Origin of the sequence: Enterococcus sp. LJL51, from assembly GCF_049894025.1 — a bacterium.
Lineage (GTDB): Bacteria > Bacillota > Bacilli > Lactobacillales > Enterococcaceae > Enterococcus_L.
On record NZ_JBNEQE010000005.1, the window covers coordinates 137,972 to 153,651 of the forward strand.

At 36.9% G+C, this 15,680-nt stretch carries 16 protein-coding genes; 2 read left to right on the top strand and 14 right to left on the bottom strand.

What is annotated here, in order from left to right:
- The first annotated feature begins 59 nt into the window (after window positions 1–59).
- On the top strand, window positions 60–2,132 hold the full coding sequence (locus ACPWSO_RS07165) for an LTA synthase family protein (RefSeq protein WP_426082208.1): 2,073 nt from the start codon (window positions 60–62) through the stop codon (window positions 2,130–2,132).
- Window positions 2,133–2,211: 79 nt separating this feature from the next.
- Window positions 2,212–2,655: a flavodoxin gene (locus tag ACPWSO_RS07170; RefSeq protein ID WP_426082209.1), complete on the top strand. Its 444-nt coding sequence runs from the start codon at window positions 2,212–2,214 to the stop codon at window positions 2,653–2,655.
- Window positions 2,656–2,759: 104 nt separating this feature from the next.
- Here ACPWSO_RS07170 and ACPWSO_RS07175 read toward each other — a convergent pair whose 3' ends face one another.
- The 14 genes from ACPWSO_RS07175 to ACPWSO_RS07240 form a co-directional block, all read right to left on the bottom strand.
- Window positions 2,760–3,677: an LCP family protein gene (locus tag ACPWSO_RS07175; protein ID WP_426082210.1), complete on the bottom strand. Its 918-nt coding sequence runs from the start codon at window positions 3,675–3,677 to the stop codon at window positions 2,760–2,762.
- Between the two features lie 318 nt (window positions 3,678–3,995).
- Window positions 3,996–4,397, bottom strand: coding sequence for a hypothetical protein (locus tag ACPWSO_RS07180; protein WP_426082212.1), 402 nt, complete (start codon window positions 4,395–4,397; stop codon window positions 3,996–3,998).
- A 212-nt stretch (window positions 4,398–4,609) separates the two neighbouring features.
- The gene (locus ACPWSO_RS07185; protein WP_426082213.1) at window positions 4,610–5,590 is read right to left on the bottom strand and encodes a DUF975 family protein; all 981 of its coding nucleotides are present in this window, start codon (window positions 5,588–5,590) and stop codon (window positions 4,610–4,612) included.
- Between the two features lie 158 nt (window positions 5,591–5,748).
- On the bottom strand, window positions 5,749–6,441 hold the full coding sequence (locus tag ACPWSO_RS07190) for a hypothetical protein (RefSeq protein WP_426082214.1): 693 nt from the start codon (window positions 6,439–6,441) through the stop codon (window positions 5,749–5,751).
- A gap of 184 nt (window positions 6,442–6,625) precedes the next feature.
- Window positions 6,626–6,847 (bottom strand): hypothetical protein, encoded by a 222-nt coding sequence (locus tag ACPWSO_RS07195; RefSeq protein WP_426082215.1) that lies wholly within the window; start codon window positions 6,845–6,847, stop codon window positions 6,626–6,628.
- Between the two features lie 1,216 nt (window positions 6,848–8,063).
- The gene (locus tag ACPWSO_RS07200) at window positions 8,064–8,393 is read right to left on the bottom strand and encodes a nucleotide pyrophosphohydrolase (RefSeq protein WP_426082216.1); all 330 of its coding nucleotides are present in this window, start codon (window positions 8,391–8,393) and stop codon (window positions 8,064–8,066) included.
- 121 nt (window positions 8,394–8,514) lie between these two features.
- The gene (locus ACPWSO_RS07205; protein WP_426082217.1) at window positions 8,515–9,033 is read right to left on the bottom strand and encodes a hypothetical protein; all 519 of its coding nucleotides are present in this window, start codon (window positions 9,031–9,033) and stop codon (window positions 8,515–8,517) included.
- 98 nt (window positions 9,034–9,131) lie between these two features.
- A complete protein-coding gene (locus ACPWSO_RS07210; protein WP_426082218.1) occupies window positions 9,132–9,434 on the bottom strand; it encodes a hypothetical protein in 303 nt (100 codons plus the stop codon).
- Window positions 9,435–9,452: 18 nt separating this feature from the next.
- A complete protein-coding gene (locus ACPWSO_RS07215; protein WP_426082219.1) occupies window positions 9,453–11,045 on the bottom strand; it encodes a hypothetical protein in 1,593 nt (530 codons plus the stop codon).
- 257 nt (window positions 11,046–11,302) lie between these two features.
- Window positions 11,303–11,824, bottom strand: coding sequence for a hypothetical protein (locus ACPWSO_RS07220; RefSeq protein WP_426082220.1), 522 nt, complete (start codon window positions 11,822–11,824; stop codon window positions 11,303–11,305).
- Between the two features lie 35 nt (window positions 11,825–11,859).
- Window positions 11,860–12,378, bottom strand: a complete 519-nt coding sequence (locus ACPWSO_RS07225) for a GNAT family N-acetyltransferase (protein WP_426082221.1) — start codon at window positions 12,376–12,378, stop codon at window positions 11,860–11,862.
- 100 nt (window positions 12,379–12,478) lie between these two features.
- Window positions 12,479–13,987 carry a hypothetical protein gene (locus ACPWSO_RS07230; protein WP_426082222.1) on the bottom strand — a complete coding sequence of 503 codons (1,509 nt, stop codon included), beginning with the start codon at window positions 13,985–13,987 and terminating at the stop codon, window positions 12,479–12,481.
- 20 nt (window positions 13,988–14,007) lie between these two features.
- Window positions 14,008–14,466, bottom strand: coding sequence for a GNAT family N-acetyltransferase (locus tag ACPWSO_RS07235; protein WP_426082223.1), 459 nt, complete (start codon window positions 14,464–14,466; stop codon window positions 14,008–14,010).
- 172 nt (window positions 14,467–14,638) lie between these two features.
- Entirely contained in the window at window positions 14,639–15,667 is a 1,029-nt protein-coding gene (locus ACPWSO_RS07240) for a VOC family protein (protein ID WP_426082224.1), read from the bottom strand.
- Between the last annotated feature and the right edge of the window lie 13 nt (window positions 15,668–15,680).

Consider the following 15,680-nt stretch of genomic DNA (forward strand, 5'->3'; position numbering starts at 1 on the left):
AAAATCTATCCAAATTCTATCGCTTTTATGTTAAAATACTTAATTGGAGGGGATTAGCCTTGTATTTTATTTTGATTATTTCTTTTTTTATTGCAGCATTAATTACTTATTTGTTTCAACTACTTTTATTCCAGTTTGAAACAAGAATTAAACTACTTTTAAATTCGCTAGATACCAGCTTATTTATTTGGCTTGTCACATTATTTTCTTATACAAATGTCTTAGGACATTCCATTGCGTTCGAACAACCGGTGGATAGATTGACCTATTTCTTAACACTTTTCACTACAACCATCGTAGTGTTATTACTGAAAGGCTATTACAAGGTGAAAAGAAAGCAGACTGAACAACCAAATACTAAAAGTAGATTTTTAATAAAGGATTACTTCTTTCTTTTTATTTACGCTTTGATTATTTTCTTTTCCACACTACTATATTCAAGCAGTGTGTGGTTGATTAATCTCTTTGGCCCAGTCAGTGTTGAGCAGCTTTTATATAATGTTCAGAATCTATCCGGATCCAGCAACGAGCAGGTTTTCAGCTATATTAATGGACCATTAATGCTAACGATATTTATTACTTATCTATTCATGAAAATTTATGTTTTCTCACCTAGACCGCTTATTAATTTAAAATCCAACAATAAATTTTATACTATTATTAGTAAGTGCCTACCTTTGGTCTTAATTTTACTTGTTCTTTCAAGCTCCATCTTTTTAAGTCTTAATCAGGTAGGAATTGCTCAGGTAAAACTTTATTTTCAGAAATCAAACTTTTTAGAAGTAGAATATGCAGACCCTAATAATGTACAATTACAGTTTCCTGAAAAGAAAAGAAATTTGATTTATATTTTTGTTGAGTCTTTTGAATCAAGCTACACAGACAATCTTTCCGGAGGGACTCAAAAGCACAATCTCTTAGAGGACCTAACCGTGTTACTTGGTGATGACGCTATAAACTTCTCAAATACAGAGGGTATTGGTGGAGCCTTGCAAGTTCCTGGAGCTGAATACACAGCAGCTGGAATTGTTTCTCAAACTTCAGGAATGCCTTTAAAAGTCCCATCAGGATTCGCAAAGCCGTCAAATGTCGTTGGGTTTGATATAGAAAACAATTTCGGTATGGATGAAAACTATACTTCTGGAGAAAGCAGTTATTTGCCAGGGCTTACTTCTATAGGCGATATTCTCCAAAAGAAAGGATACAATCAAACCTTCGTCATGGGCTCTGATGCAACTTTCGGGGGCAGACGATCCTACCTAACACAACACGGTAATTACGATATACTGGATACGATTGAAGCCAAAAATAGAGGCTATATCCCAGAAGACTATAAGGTTTGGTGGGGGTATGAAGACACAAAACTATTTGATTTTTCAAAGACTGAGCTAGCCTCACTATCAAAGCAAGAGGCTCCATTTAATTTGACGTTATTAACAGCAGATACTCATTTCCCGGATGGTTTACTGACAGAAGACACTCCGACTCCATATGACAATCAATATGCCAATGTTATTTCTTATACAAGCAAGCAGATTGCAGATTTCCTTATCTGGTGCCGTCAACAAGACTTTTATGAGAATACAACGATTGTTATCAGCGGCGATCATCTAACAATGGATCAAAAATTCGTTGCTGATTTTCCTAAAAATTATGAGCGAACCATTTTTAATATGTTTGTCAATGCACCAATTACTACAGAAAACTCAAAAAACAGAACATTTACATCTATGGATATGTTCCCAACAACCTTAGCCAGTCTAAACGTTGCCATCCCCGGTGACCGCTTAGGAATAGGAACGAATCTATTTTCTGATCGAATTACGATTGCTGAAACGCACAGCATAGAAACCTTACGGGAAAATTTGACTCAAAAATCTGAATTTTATGAGAAAAACATTTTACAGGAAGCATTACCTGCTAAAAGTTCCAGTAGTACTACAGCTATAGAAGGTGGTTCATCTTCTTCAGCTGCTGAAGAAGCTAAATCTGATTCCCAAGCACAGACATCTGTCGAAACAGAAACGGCAGAAGAAATACCTTCAGTAGCAGATACTGAGGAAGTACGAACCGGTTTAGAGATATCTACTAAAATAGGTCTCCAGCAGCCTATTGCCGGAGTATTACAATAGCAAGCATTTAAAAGAATTTTACAGGCTTAAGGAAGTTCTGTTATAATCTTATCTGTACTATTTTTAAGGAGGAAATGAAATGACACTGGCTAAAATCGTTTATGCAAGTATGACTGGAAATACAGAAGAAATTGCTGACATCGTCGCAGAAGCATTTGAAAATTTAAATATCGAAGTAGAGATTGATGAATGCACGCAAGTTGATGCTGAAGATTTTAAGGATGCTGATATTTGTGTTGTGGCAACTTATACTTACGGTGATGGCGAATTGCCGGATGAAATTGTTGATTTCTATGAAGATTTGCAGGAGGTAGATTTATCTGGAAAAACCTTCGGTGTTTGTGGTTCCGGAGATACATTCTATGAAGAGTTCTGTAAATCTGTTGATGATTTCGAAGCAGTATTTGTAAAAACAGGAGCAAACAAAGGAGCTGACAGTGTAAAGGTTGATCTGGCAGCTGAAGAAGAAGATATTCAAAATCTAGAAGCCTTTGCAAAAACCTTAGCTGAAGCAGCTTCATAATTTAGCCGATTGTTTATAAAAAATGAAGTTCTACATCAAATTTTGTGAGTAGAATCAAAACACCCGAAAATTGTCCTTGAACAATTTTCGGGTGTTAATTTTATTTAATCTTTATTTAAAAATTCTTTTATTGCCTGAGCGTTCGCTGCTTCATCGATCTCAATGACACTTCCGGAAGAAGTATAGTCATTAAAATCCCAGCTACCTTCTACAGGAACAGATAGGCTTTCCAAAGATTTTACTTTACCCAGCAGAAAATCCTTAGCTAAATCAATAATCAAATCAGTCGGTACATTTGTATCAACTTTTCCAACTGCTTCTCCTGCAACCTTAGGCAGCTTAAGAATAGGAACCAAATCCTTCGATTGATCCGCCAAGGCATTCATCACCTGCTGCTGTCGGCGAATCCGTCCAAAATCCCCCTCTTCGTCCATTCTAAATCGGGCATATTGAAGTAAAGTATTTCCGTCCATCTTCTGCTTTCCAGCATATATATCAACACCATCCAAATTAATGTCTTTTTCAGCATTGATTTCTACGCCGTCAGTATATAGCTCATCCACCATTTCACTAAACTGGCTAAAATCGATGACTGCGTAATAATTAATCGGTATACCAAAGCTTTCATTCAGGACTTCTTTTGTCAGCTTCGCCCCGCCATAGGCATAAGCCGCGTTTATTTTATCTAAGCCATAACCGGGAATATTGACAAAACTATCTCTCATAATCGAAATAAGCTTAGGCTGCTTAGTCTGCGTATCGTAATGGGCAATCATTAACGTATCTGAGCGGCCGTCATCTTCATCATCATCTCGGGTGTCAGTACCAATCAGCATAATTGTCAGCTCTTTGTCGCTTTCTTGATTATCTCCGGTAAAATCTTTGTTTTTGGTTACTATAGCTTTAGCTTCAGCTGTTTCTTTGGCACTAAAAAATGTCAATGCAGCATAGCAGCCTACAGCATCTAAGATAAATACAATAAATAGCAAGATGATAATTCCAGTTTTAGCTGTTTTCTTCATCAGTCAAGTCCCTTCCACTGTTGTATACCAGTGTTCATATTCCCATAACACAAAAGCTAGCCCCATTACACAGACTAACTAACCCATTCATTTTTTCAATTGACAATTATTTTTACCAATAATAAATACAGTAATACTATACCCACATCGAAAAGTGAAGTCAACTAAAGATATATTAAGATTTCTTATTTTTTTCACAGGAAAAAGCATTCAAAAAAAATAACATCTATTTTTTTTAAACTCAAAAAGACCTTTAAAAAAGCAACTGTCAACGACTATCAGAACAAGTACAAGAGCAGGGAAATCAGAGAATGTTGATTAACTATTTTCGTTTGATTTCTTTCTTATTTGGATGGTAAGAATTGCGGCGCTTATAAGAATAAACACTAATAATAGCCAACTAAACCAGCTTTGCAGGAAAAAATTTTGAATAATATAAGCGATAAGAGACAGTTTAGTTAGTCCATAAATCATCGCAAAAAACATATAGCTAACAGTTTTTGATAACCCTAATGCGAATAAGCCTGATAAAGCACTAATTAATGGTACCAGCCAGAAAACCTGTTCAAAAGAGAAGCCCGTTCCTGTTGCTGAAGCTAGAGCCATGGCAAAGGATAGCGGATAATACAATAATGCATTTAACGCAATTTCACATAGCAAATAGAGGATAACCTCTGGCCGCTTAAACGTATTTTTCATTGCTGTAGTAGTTATTTTCATAAGGCACCTCAATTACATTCTATCTATTTTTTTTGATTATTCATTCTATGTTTTATGTCTACTAGAGACGATTAAGAGAACTATTATCATTATAACATTTTTCTTTCAAAAAAAAGGAGCTAGCCTGAAAACAGGCCTCTCCTATAGTTTTTGCGTTTACTCGCTTCATCATACTGTCAATAGCTTTTATCAACAGCTGCTATTTTTATTGTTTAAAAATCTGTAAAGCCAGCTTCCAGCTCTTTACTGAATAAATGATGTTTTTCTGCAATAATTTGATCAAAGAACAATGCCTCTGAAACACTAAAGTATGGCGTCACGTAAAATAGTGAAATACCCATGCTGAAAAATGTTAGTACATACCATGGAATAAAAGACAGTGTAAACAGAAAATACTCCATTTTATAGCCTTTCATTAACTCCATACTCAATGCAATTGCTTCCTTCGCTGATAGGCTTTCATCTTTTCTCATCAGATAATTGGTCATGCTATAAGACATCTGCTTCACCAGACCTGGAACAATAAATAGCAGTGACCACAAGAAAGTGTAAAGCCAAACCAGTAAATTCGCAGGAACAGCTCTCCTTCCATTTTCTTTAAAGAACCTGGTAAAGGTCAGCTTTAGACCAAAATCTAAACCTTCGGCATTATCAACAGCTGCCCATTTCATCATAGCTTGATATAAAAGTACGACGAAACCTATTGCTAAACCAAATAGAAAGGCGAATAATCCAATAAGGACAGAACCAGACCGTCTATAACCATAATTATAATCATACAGGTGATTTCTTGCAGTAAGCTGTTCATCGAACCCTTGGACAGGCAGATTCAATGCATGAAGGTTTCGACCTTCTTCTTTTTGGTTCTCTTCTTCATAATAGCTGTCGTCATCAAAAGCATCATACCAGCCATCGTCATAGCCATCATCGTAACCATCGTTATAGCCGTCCATATAACTGTTTCCCGAAGCTCCGTCATAGCTGTCGTCATCATCCCAAAGATCATAGTCATAATAATCATCATACTCATATTGATAATCATACATATCATATGAAGTGCTGGATGTAGCAGCCATCATTATAAAAATATATCCCGCCACTGCTATAAACGGAATCACCAGCAACGTGCTCCAACGACCATAATTTCGATGCAGCAGCCGCTGCGCCTGTTTCTTTATTTCACTTCTAAGCATCTTGTTTTCTCCTTTTTTAACCCATTATCCACCTTTTACCTGAATCTGTTACTAAGTAAGTAGTTTTACTATATCGAAAATCTGTACTTTGTACAATAGAAAGACTGAAATTTTCCCTACAATTTATGTAGAAAAATATAATAGCTGCTGGCACTCTTCTATAGATTTTCTACAGATATACGCTGTTCTTTATTCTCCTGTTTAAGAATTGCCTGATTAATGCGATCCGCCCAACCCATATTTGCTTCTTCGGGAATTACAAACAACGCCTCCTTGTAATTCCAGCCCTTCCTAACCACCTGACAGCCTTCTGTCAGCCATTCTCCTAACTGAATGATTTCATCAAACAAGTCTACCGCATAGTGATTGAAGGCCTGCAAACGATTCAGCTTTCCATTCAATTCACTTTTTATTTCACCATACATTCCTAAAAGTGTAGTGTTTTCACTAATAAAAAAGGCTTTGTTTAGAGGCTCAAGAGTAGAATCAGCTACTTCCTTGAGCAAGCGTCGAATTTTTTCTATTTGATTTTCCCAATAGCTAATCTGCTCTGATAACTCGGCAGCATTCAAACTGCAGTAGTCGACCGTTGACAAATATTTTTTTATAAACTGATTGTTTACCTCAATAACTATCTCCGAAAGTAATTTTCCTCCTCTTATCAAGGGCAGCAAAACCGTTTCAAAATACTGTTTTGCTGAGTCGTATGCTTTTGAGCGACTTGATGTTTCCAAGATAAATTTTTGAAACTGATTAGCTAGTTGTTCATAGATAGTCTGTTGCTCCTGACACAGCCTATTCATCCCCTCTACCTGAGATAACGCCTGAGGTAAATCAATATAGATATTCATTATTAGTCTCTCTTTCTTCCATAAACAATCTTTCCACACTATTTTTAGATCGACCTATTAGCTGCAGCCACTCATAAAAAATGGATCCCCATAAACAGCTGCCTTGATTTACTTTTTAGTCTTTGCTATATCGCTTATTCCAATCCTCATGTACTTAATTCTAATAGGGCCAATCCGCTTTATTTTATAGTTCTTTAGATATTTTTTTCAAATGATCTGCTGCTTCAGTCACTATTTTACTAATTTCTACAGTTGGCTTTACCACTTGCTCTACTGCTTTTTGAAGATGATTTTCTTGATTATCTGGGGGTAATTCTTTCAAGCTATTCATTAAATCATCAGCTGCACTATAAAGACTGTCTGCAACTTTTTCGGCTATTCTGCTGTCTTTATGATTACGTTCCATTGTCTCGTTCCCCCAATAGTAATCTACTTGTCAAATTCATCGAAAACTTTCTTAAACATCTATTCTTTTCAAAATAAGAGATAGTCTTTTCATCTTCATTTTATAAATAGTATCATAAAATACGAATAATTTGTTATCAATTTTTTACATCTAAATCTAAAAAAATGAGAATTATTTTACATCCATAATTAAGTGAAATAACTTTGATGTATGCGAAGAATTCAGACTTTATTACTCAGGCTTAAAACATGGAAAAAGTACTTTTTTAGTAGACTAAAGACAACAAAGCCATCCACAATCAAGGTACTGTTGTACAAAAAATTTGTAACTATTTCTTTTGTAATCAATCCATCTATAGAAAGATATTTGGAAAGACACTATCAATAAGTTAGCTTTTTATTTTCTGGATACTATGACGTCACAGGTAACGGTCCTAATCATAATACTCATTTCCCAATAGAATTTACCTGTAAATAAAGTTATTTTTTATATTTATTTTATCAATTGATTAGACTATAATTTCAAAATAAATGCAGAATGTACGTTTAAGAAACTGTTATTTTCAGGCGTTTCTTCGTATTTTTTCTCACTTTTTGTCTTGCGTTTTCTTTTTGTTCGTTTATACTTATAAGCGTGGGATAGAAAAAACAATTTTATATATTCATTGGCTCTCTTAATTCGGCGCCAACCGAATTTTAGAGAATCGTTGTGACAACCGTAATTGCCCAACATATTGCCAATAGTGTCAGCGCGCCGCTGCTTATTTTGTATGCTCTCCCTGCATAGATACCGATCTTTTAGGTAAAGGTCCTATTTGTGCAGTCACTTCAAAAAAGCAGATGGGCTATGAATAAAAACTATTGTAAACGATATTAGGGTAATTCCTGGTATCGTTTTTTCTATCCTGCTTTCACAGGCAGGATAAAATAAAAAGGGCACTTCACAAAATGGCGCCAACCATTCTGTGAAGCCTTGAATAGACAGCCGTAACTATCTAGACAAGTTTGCCCAATTACCAGCACTGAGCACTGGCTTCTTTATTGTACCGAATTTTACAGAGAATTTCCAGTCACTCTCTTATTATTTGTTTCAATATGTGCCATCCAACTGTCATAACCCAATTAATACCTGCGGTTTTCTTTTAAGACAGCTCTTTTTATTTGTCCTTGCCATTATCTTGATAAATATAACTTACAAAGCTCGTCCTATATAAAAATTACAGCTCCGTATACTTCTCTTTATTCCCTTTACTCTTATCCACTGGGTACTTAATCGCATTCAGCTTCATCTTGTCTTCAATAATCTCATGAACATCCAATTCCAAATCTGACGCCAGCATCAAACTATAAATTAAGACATCAGCTAGCTCCTGCTTGATATTCTCCATATTTTTTGATACAGCTTCTTCATCTGTCAGCCATTGAAAATTCTCTAGAAGCTCAGCTGCTTCCAGACAAATAGATAGAGACAGATCTTTTGGGTGGTGATACTGCCGCCAGTCTCTTTCATCTCTAAAATGATTGATTTTACGAATTAATTCTTCCATTCTTCTACCTCCATCCGCTTGCTTGCTCTATATCCGACAACTATTTTCTTATTCAGCCTTGTTAAGCTCTCGATAGCTGCCTGTAGTTTATGTTAGATTAACACTTGCTTCACTCTTACTATCAACTTTTTACTTTCCTGAAATTTTTCAGCCAATTATAAGAGATTTTTTTATTTCTAGTTATTATTACCCCTTTACCCGATACTAAGCTTAAACTTTCATTCAATAAATAAATGGCTTCTTCTGCATTTTCTGTATCATAAGGGCCATCAGATAATTCATCACAAAGTTCTAGTAGAAGAAAAAAATTGGGGACGTGCTGATAAAGCTTCTGCACAAACTGAATCAGTTCATTACTGTAATCCATCGCTCCATTTTTGCATATCCTAAACTGCAGCTCTTGAAGATGAGAACTTTGTAAGTGTAGTGCAAGATAGGCTTCCTCATCATAGCTTTGCTGAAATGTTTTTTGGAAATATCTGTCAAAGCCCTTAACTTCTTTAAAATGCAAACTCCGGCCAAATCGATATTCCCGCGGGTCTTGAGAAAATGTTTCTTCCCCCCATGCTATAAGCAGTTCCTGCAGCTCCACTCCATAGAGCTCACTTTCAGGTATCAGTATATCTAAAAGAAAATCCATCTGTATTCTTCCTACCCCTTCTCTGCTTCTTCCCCGACTATTTTTCAAAAAATATAATAACTAAAATTGTCGATACTTTCCACATAGTTCTATTTTACTTAGGGATGCACTCGCTTGAAGTGAGGAACAGCCGAGCTGATTTTACTATCTCCCTTTGGATCATCAAAATAAACAATTTTATCTAATGGTATTTCTTCGGGAATAAGCAGTCTGCTGATTTGGATTCCTTTATTGCAGCTGCTGCACCAGACCAGACTGTAACCGATGCGTGACTTTTGATCCCCTACATATAAGTAATCAAGTGTCCTACCTTCACATGAGGGACAAGAAAGCTCAGACAGGCAGCTAACGTAATCAGGAAGGACTGTCGCAGTATGAACCCATGCTCTAAAGTTTTTCATTAGGCGATCTCTTCCACGCTATTCTTTCACTGCTATTTTATCAATCAGATAGCCATCTTGATCAAACACCTCGGTAATTCCCACAGAATTTACAATCATCAATATATCCTTCCCAATAAAAATTGGCTGATCCTCATTTTCCTCATAGAAGCACTCGCCATCCTTGTTCGTGTATAGCTTCTTATTTGTACCATTAATTCCTTCTTTATAAAGTGTAACTCTCCAGCTATTCAGAATTTTTTCTAATGTAATAGACCGGTCCTTTTTGATTGTATAGAGAACTTTTCCATTTTTATCAATTAAACCATTGTCATACGCTTTATTATATATTGTGGCAAAATTGCTGTTTTCAAAGCGGGTAATTCCATGAATCTTTCTTTTTTCAGCTTCCTCTTGAGAGAGCAGTATATCTCCATCTATATTAACCAAGGCATAGCTTTTGCTGCCATTCCCTACTTCTCTCGCACTAAGCAAACCAAACCCAAGATAAGTATAGTCATCCATATCAGAATCTAAAACAGCTGCTTTTTTCAGATTTTCATCAATAAGGACGTAAGAGCGGTTGAACTCCTTGTCTCTATAATAGGATAATGCATAACCATCCTTATCAAAGTCATAGATTGATCCCAGTTCGTTTTCCTCTATTTCTTCTCCAGTCATTAGAATCTTGCCTGTTTTATCAATAATCAATTCCTCGCCAAACTCACTTCTAGCAGTGGCGATACCAGCTGAACTAAATGTGCCAATGGATTGGAAAAGCAAAGGCGATCCATCCTCTGTTTTGATGATTTCACCGTTTTCATCAATCAGGCCATTTTGATTGTCTGTAGTGTAATACTTTGCAACCGTATTATCTCTATAACTATAAATATCTTCAATTTTCTTTTCTCTGGCATTGACAGGTGTTAAGGTCCAGCCCTTTTCACAATGTAGAATTCCCTCTTCATCATTTATCTGAACAATAGCCCCTTTAACCTTTGGATTATCACTGCTGTTAATATATAAATCTTCAAAACGCTCAGTCAGCAGCTCGCCTTTATAATTTAAAACTGCACTCTTGCCATCTGTAAAATGGATGGTCGCTAAATAACTAGTTTCAAAATAAATTGATTTCACCTGTTCAAACTTCATATCTCTGGCTGCTTTGATAATTTCACCATTATTCTTGATGATTCCCAGTCTATTTATAGCTGTATCTCTGTACGCACCGTACTCCCCTTTAGAAAAGGCACTTTTTGAGATGGAATAGTCTCCTTCCAACCGTTCATTAGTTCCAGAAATGTAATAAAAGCTTTTATAATTTTCATCTTGACATGCAAAAAGCTTACTATTTGGAATTGATTCTATTTCTGTTATCTTCTCTTCCACACCATTCAGTAATATCTTGCCGTTCTCATCCATTAAGCCCATATAGCCTTTTGCCGAATAGATAAGCGTTTCATTTTCCAACGTTTTATCTGATTGTCTGATTTCTGTACTGAATCCCATATCTGGTTCCTGCTCTAGTCGGTGTTCTTGCTCCAGATATATACCAACAGCTAGACAGATTCCGATCAAAACCAATCCAGATAAAATAATAACCTTCTTTCGAGCTTTCCATATTCTCTTCATTTTTATTACCACCTTTTTATTTTCTCCATGATCCAATCGATCATTTTATATTATAACAATTCTTAAAAGATTATGGCTTTATTTTTATGATAAAAATTGAAAAACAGGCTGATTGTGTTTCACAGGTTTCAATCAGATCTGACGATTCCTGCTGCTAATTCTTTGCTTCCTGCTTTATTCCTAATTAGTTCCCTATAAATAATAGATACAGGAATAGGAATAAGGCCTTCCCCTCTTTCAACTCGTAAACTAAAAAACTAATCATAGATGCCGTAATCAAAGAAAAAATAATGTGTACTTGACTGCCCAAAAATCCGTCGGTATGTATAGCCCTTCTGTACTTGAATCAGCTCGGGTTTATCCATTTTTTCCAAAAGCAGCTCGACAATTTTCAAAGGTGTTTCAACCGCTGCTAAATCATTATGCAGATAACTAAAAAATCTTGTAGGAGAAACAGCTTGAATATCTATTTGATTGAGCATCCCAAAATAAGCAGGAATCCAAACATTTTCCAGAGCATTTAACCACTCCGCATCTTTTTTGTTTGGTTCTTCCTCCAACGGCCATTCTTCACTATCAAAAAGTTCTTTTTTAAACAACGCTGAGAAAGCATCCTTAACTGTCCCGATTTCCTTTTTAGGTACCATTAAAATATCTACCTGCATGACGGATTTACTAAAAGAGTATTCTTCAAAGCCGACTACTTGAATATCTATCTCTGCTGTCATTGCAGCAAAGTGTTTTTTATCTCTGAATAACGCTTGAATCTGCTGCTTCATTCATTCGCTCCTTCTATTTAGCTAATCACTACCTGTTAAAGGTTTATCCAGTACCGTTCGACTATTTCATCATCCTCTACTTCTCCTTCAAATACACCCCCATTAGACAAAATAACCTTTCGAGACGCAAAATTACTTTGATCACAGGTTACAAGAACCTTTTTCAACCCAAACTGCCGGCAAAAGTTCAGCGACTGCTTTAGCATTTCTTTGGCATATCCTTTCCCCCAAAAGCTTGGCCGGACACTGTAGCCAATATGGCCGCCAATTCGAGCAAGATAGTCATTGAGTTCATGTCGGACACTAATCATTCCCACAAGTAGTTGATCTTCCCCGCGAACAGCCAGAAACTGAGTTGCTTGAACCAGTCCTTCTGCTACTGTTTCACTGTTGCTATTCATTTTGATACAATCCAGCCATTTTTCTATATCTTCGTAATCCGCAAGAAATGAGGTGCCATCCATCGAAGTCTTAGACTGTAGAAATTCGTTTCTATATTCTTTTATCTGCCCTTCATATACAATTGAAGGCTTGATTAATTGTATTTTGTTCATACTACACACTCCATTTTTTAGTTGTATTTCCTTTATCAATAACTACTCTGAAAAAGCTTTTTTCCTTTCATTCCTGCTAAGCTGAACAAGTCATTTCAAATCAGATAAACAACTCTCCCAATATGGCTATTTCGCTAGAATCATTAGCATAGCCGGTCAACAGCTTTCTTAGCTGAAGCTTTTCAGCAGCGGTAAACTGGACGAAAAAATGGCGGTTCCATTCCTTATACCAGCTTTGGATTCGCCTTTGAATAGCCTCTTGAATAGCGTCATTCAGGGCACAAGGGTACAGTTCAAATAAAATCAGCAGGTATTCTTTTCTGGGACTGCTCGTCAGCAAATTTAAAATACTTTGCTGGCAATAAAAATTTGCTGTTTGCTGAAACTGATTCATTATATCTCCTTTAATAGCAGGAGTATAAATAGCCCTCAATCCCTCGATCGCCTTTTGCCGTACTTCCCTAGAGCAATCCGCAAGACCTTGATAAAAGAGCGGGACTTGTTCCAGAGGTGATAAGCAAACTGCCCAATCAAGAACCGCTGTACGGATTTTCTTCCTAGAATCGTTTTGTTTTTTTCTCATCTGCTCTTCATCACGAGGGTCCCTCAGCATTGCCAGCCCCTGCAGTGCTGTCACTTCATTTGTTTCAAGATGCTGATGATAATACGTGCGGATATTCATGTCAGGAAACTGTTTGACCACATAATCTCTGATCAAATAACGGATACTTTTGGCACTATCCAATAGCCTAGGAATCATCGTTTCCTCTTTTTCCAAATGGCTGTAACTCCATTCGCTTGCGAGCTTTCGAAGAATTGTTTGAGGATGAGACAACAGCTGTCTAATCTGTTCTTCCTGATGCTCGGTTATTTCAATCAGAGCTTTGAAGCTTCTCGCTAAAGTCACTTTATCAGACTTGTTCAGTCCATTATGGATGCTCTCCATTTTCGTTTCCTCATCTGCTGAAAACCCTAGTTCAAAAGCATAGCGGTAAATAAAGACATCCTCTGACTGCTGAGCTCTTAAGAGTATTTTCGGCTTTGTCAATAACACCTGGACTAGTCGTTGCTGTAATTCTATGTTCTCTTTGTGCCCTAATCCTGAGAGCCGCTGAATAAAGGGCAGGCAGTATTCCCAGTCCTCCTCACAGCAGGTGTCCAGTCGACTTAAAGCTACCAGAGCCATTTGACGAAGCTCCGGCACATTATCATTGAGCGTCATTAATAAAAATACCACTTTACGCTTTAGCGGCCATTCTACAAGCTTCTCCCAAGCCAGCTCACGAATATAACCATTGGGATGAGCTGTCAGCCAGAGCCAAAAAGAGCCGGAATCCTTCTCATTAATCCTTTTAAGCTGTTTTTTATCTAAATTCAGCCACTGCCATTTATCTGTTTTATAGTAGGAGAATGCTCTTAGTTCCTTATAAGTATCTAATAGAGCCTTAGGTGTTAATGTATGTAAACAGCTAGTCAGCACAGCGAAATAATTCTGATGATTTTTATAATCCAACCGCAGCTTGTAGCAATAATACTTAATCATTTCTCCACTGGAATGTGTGCTCATTTGTTGATTAAAACGCTGAATTTGATGTTCCTTTTGTTTCATCTTATCCTTTTCCCTCCCTTTTATTTTAATTGAAACAGTGCTGTCTCATAACCTGCTTCTTCTACATTTTTTATGTATGCTGCTTTCTTTTTATAGTAGGTTACCAGTTTTTCATTCCCTGCCCAGCAGTCAAAATAAACCTCTTTTTGCTCAAATTCTCCTTTGTTTTGAGCAAAGGCAAACAGTCTGTCTAGTATCCCCTGACCTTGATATTCTGGATGAATGGCTATCTTTCCAATGAATAAAACTGGCGCATCAAAATGATGCGCATGAAAATTTTCCATTTCTGAAATGCTCATACTCCCAATAATCCGTTCTGATTTTTTTAGAAGAAACAGCATCGGTAGAATATTTTCAATCTGCTGCTCTGTCCAGGGATAACGCCACTGTTGAATACCTCTTTTTATCAGCTTATCTGTTACTTGGTTGTACAGACAAACAAGTTTAGGTACATCTGTTTTCTCTGCTTTTTTAATCATCCTTTTCTCTCCTCATTCGTTTCCCCTATACCTGTTCTTCTCATTATACCTGATAAATAAGCGCTAATTACAGCTCTTTTAGTTGATGCACCTTTGCAGCTCTGCAAAAAAAAGAAACCGAAGCAGCTAAATTTGGGCTTCGGTTTCTTTCTGCTATTCAATTATTTCATCCTTACTTAGTCAGGATGGCTTCCTGTTCAGCGGGATAAAACGGGATGATTTCTTCATCTGGAATCACAGGTGTACCATAACGGAAGTAGCTGTGTGGCAGGCTGGCACCATACCAAATGATTGCCTTTTCTGCATCTGTCAGCTTCCACTCAACTGGTTCAAAGGTTGGATCAAAAATTAAATATCCTGTATCTCCAAACAGCTCAATCCGATTACCTCCTGGTTCAATAACATACATGCATTTAGCTTGAGAAACACCATGCTTCAGCGGACCAGCTTCAATGGGGATACCCAATTCTGTTAAAGCATCAGATAGATATTCTAAATCTTGAGGATCACCAAACCAATAGGCAATATGGTGAAGACGACCCGGTTCCGCTTTATCCAACATTCCATCAGCCATAAAAGCAATTTCATGAACAAGCGGCGATACTGACAGCCAAGCAGCTCCTTTTCCGCCATCTTCTTTAGCTAAATATTCACGAACCTTAAAGCCAAGATGTTCCGTAAAGAATTCGACATTTTTATCTACACTTTTAGATAGACAGTTCATATGATCTAATCGGCGAACAGGAACACCTGTAAGCGGACGACGTTGAGGACGGTTATTTAGTTTTGATTTTAATTCTTCCGGCGCAACATAATAGTCTACATCGAAGAAAATTTCAAACAAATGATTATCTGGACTAGTAAATTCATACGCTTTTCCTCTGCCAAAAGCCGGTTCCACCCAGCCTTTCCCCTCAGGAAGATTGGAAAGAACTGCTACTCTCCGTTCTAGGGCTGCCTGACTAGTTGCACGCCAGCTGGCTTTTGCAAGTCCTGCTTCATGATGAGGCGTTAGCTTCATACTGTATTGATAAGGATCTTCATACGCCCGCATATATACAGAGCCTGCTTCATCGCGATTGACGACAATCATCCCCATGATTTCAAAAAACTTAACAGATTCTTCCAGTTTTGGAGTATAAAGATTTACCATGGCCAGCTGCGCTACTTCAAATAATGGTTCTACCTGTGTATTTGTCATATTCTTGTTCTCC

Coding starts and splice junctions, on each gene's coding strand:
- ACPWSO_RS07210 (WP_426082218.1), bottom strand. CDS start 9,434: ATGAAAAACTTTAGAGCATGGGTTCATACTGCGACAGTCCTTCCTGAT.
- ACPWSO_RS07185 (WP_426082213.1), bottom strand. CDS start 5,590: ATGCTTAGAAGTGAAATAAAGAAACAGGCGCAGCGGCTGCTGCATCGA.
- ACPWSO_RS07180 (WP_426082212.1), bottom strand. CDS start 4,397: ATGAAAATAACTACTACAGCAATGAAAAATACGTTTAAGCGGCCAGAG.
- ACPWSO_RS07215 (WP_426082219.1), bottom strand. CDS start 11,045: ATGAAGAGAATATGGAAAGCTCGAAAGAAGGTTATTATTTTATCTGGA.
- ACPWSO_RS07195 (WP_426082215.1), bottom strand. CDS start 6,847: ATGGAACGTAATCATAAAGACAGCAGAATAGCCGAAAAAGTTGCAGAC.
- ACPWSO_RS07240 (WP_426082224.1), bottom strand. CDS start 15,667: ATGACAAATACACAGGTAGAACCATTATTTGAAGTAGCGCAGCTGGCC.
- ACPWSO_RS07190 (WP_426082214.1), bottom strand. CDS start 6,441: ATGAATATCTATATTGATTTACCTCAGGCGTTATCTCAGGTAGAGGGG.
- ACPWSO_RS07225 (WP_426082221.1), bottom strand. CDS start 12,378: ATGAACAAAATACAATTAATCAAGCCTTCAATTGTATATGAAGGGCAG.
- ACPWSO_RS07200 (WP_426082216.1), bottom strand. CDS start 8,393: ATGGAAGAATTAATTCGTAAAATCAATCATTTTAGAGATGAAAGAGAC.
- ACPWSO_RS07170 (WP_426082209.1), top strand. CDS start 2,212: ATGACACTGGCTAAAATCGTTTATGCAAGTATGACTGGAAATACAGAA.
- ACPWSO_RS07230 (WP_426082222.1), bottom strand. CDS start 13,987: ATGAAACAAAAGGAACATCAAATTCAGCGTTTTAATCAACAAATGAGC.
- ACPWSO_RS07235 (WP_426082223.1), bottom strand. CDS start 14,466: ATGATTAAAAAAGCAGAGAAAACAGATGTACCTAAACTTGTTTGTCTG.
- ACPWSO_RS07175 (WP_426082210.1), bottom strand. CDS start 3,677: ATGAAGAAAACAGCTAAAACTGGAATTATCATCTTGCTATTTATTGTA.
- ACPWSO_RS07205 (WP_426082217.1), bottom strand. CDS start 9,033: ATGGATTTTCTTTTAGATATACTGATACCTGAAAGTGAGCTCTATGGA.
- ACPWSO_RS07220 (WP_426082220.1), bottom strand. CDS start 11,824: ATGAAGCAGCAGATTCAAGCGTTATTCAGAGATAAAAAACACTTTGCT.